Here is a 1590-nt window from a genome sequence, read left to right on the forward strand (position 1 = left end):
CGTCTCGCGGGTCGATAGCAACGTCGATCCGCGCCTGCAAGCGATCGTAGACGGCGGCGGGGCGCAGGCCGCGGAGGCTGCCGCCCTGCTGGGCCAGGCGGCCATCGCCAACGCCCGGCTGGCCTACGCCGACTTCAGACGAACGTTCGCCGGCCCGCGCTGGGAGAAGCTCCAGGCGGCCGGGGCGCGCCTCCAGCGTCCCCTGTGGGCCTCCACCGGCACGAAGAACCCGGCCTATAGCGACGTGCTCTACGTCGAGGAACTGATCGGCCCGGACACAGTCAACACCGTGCCGCCGCAAACGCTGGCGGCCTTCCTGGCTCACGGGCGGGTGGCCCTCACGCTGGAGCGCGATGTGGACGAGGCCGCCCGCACGCTCGACCGGCTGGCGGCGCTGGGCATCGCCATGGACGAGGTGACCGAGCAGTTGGAGCGGGAAGGGGTGAAGTCGTTCGCGGATGCGTTTGCGGCGCTGCTGAAGGGGGTGGAGGAGCGGCGGCGGGCCGAAACGCTGGCTCATTGACCGCGAACCGTTCGTAGTCAGGCGATTCATCGCCGTTCTTCGCGTTAGAACGACGACAACGCTGTAGGGGCGGGTTTGAAACCCGCCCCTACAACTTAGTGCACAAACACCGCCCTCACACACCCATCCTCCCGCTTCCGCGACAACTCGAACGCCTCTTTGGCGCCGTCCAGCGAGAAGCGGTGGGTGATGGGGAACGACATGTCCATGCGCCCTTCCTGGACGTGGCGCAATAGCTCCGGCGCGTAGTGGTGGCCGTGCTGCTGGCCGGCGCGCAGCGTCAGCCCCTTATTGAAGACCGCGCCGATGGGAAACTTGTCCACCATCCCGGCATAGACGCCCATGACCACTACCACGCCCCCCTTGCGGCAGGCGCGTATCGCCTCGCGCAGGGCATAGGGACGGTCGGTCTCCAGGCGCATCGTCTGCTTCACCCGGTCATAGGCCCCCTCCAGCCCACCCTGATCTGCCTCCATGCCCACCGCCTCGATGCAGGCGTCGGGGCCGCGCCCGGCGGTCATCTCCGTCAGGGCCTCCACCACGTCTACTTCCTCGAAGTTCAGCGTCTCGGCTTGACAGTGCTCCTGGGCCATACGCAGCCGGTAGGGCACGCGGTCGATGGCGATGACCCGCCCCGCGCCCATCAGCCAGGCGCTCTTCATGGCGAACAGGCCTACCGCGCCCGCGCCCCAGACGGCCACCGTCTGGCCGGGCTGGATGTTGGCGTAGTCGGCGCCCTGGTAGCCGGTGGGGGCGGCGTCGGAGATGAACAGAAGTTGTTCATCGGTGAATCCCTCAGGCGCTTTGAACGAGGCCACGTCGCCGTAGGGCACGCGCATGTACTCGGCGAAGCAGCCGGCATAGCCGCCGAAACCGTGGGAGTAGCCGAAGAAGCCGGCCGGCGACTGGTTGTACATCTTCTCCAGCACCCAGGCGTTGGGGTTGGAGTTGTCGCACCAGGAGGTGTTGCCCTGGGCGCAATAGGTGCAGTGGCCGCAGGCTACCGGCGAGGGGACGATCACCCGGTCGCCCCGCTTGACATTGCGGACTTCCTTGCCCACGTCAAC

Annotated in this window: 2 protein-coding genes; one reads left to right on the forward strand and one right to left on the reverse strand. The window is 67.7% G+C overall.

Going from position 1 to position 1590, the window contains the following annotated elements:
- Nucleotides 1-523: transaldolase family protein (locus ACE3UY_RS18925; protein ID WP_374689039.1), on the forward strand; the 523-nt coding region annotated here is incomplete at its 5' end.
- A 95-nt stretch (nucleotides 524-618) separates the two neighbouring features.
- Here ACE3UY_RS18925 and ACE3UY_RS18930 read toward each other — a convergent pair.
- On the reverse strand, nucleotides 619-1590 hold a 972-nt coding region (locus ACE3UY_RS18930; RefSeq protein WP_374689040.1), incomplete at its 5' end, for a zinc-binding dehydrogenase.

This window comes from Promineifilum sp. (SeqCode) (genome assembly GCF_041918635.1).
In the GTDB taxonomy this organism is placed as follows: Bacteria; Chloroflexota; Anaerolineae; order Promineifilales; family Promineifilaceae; genus Promineifilum.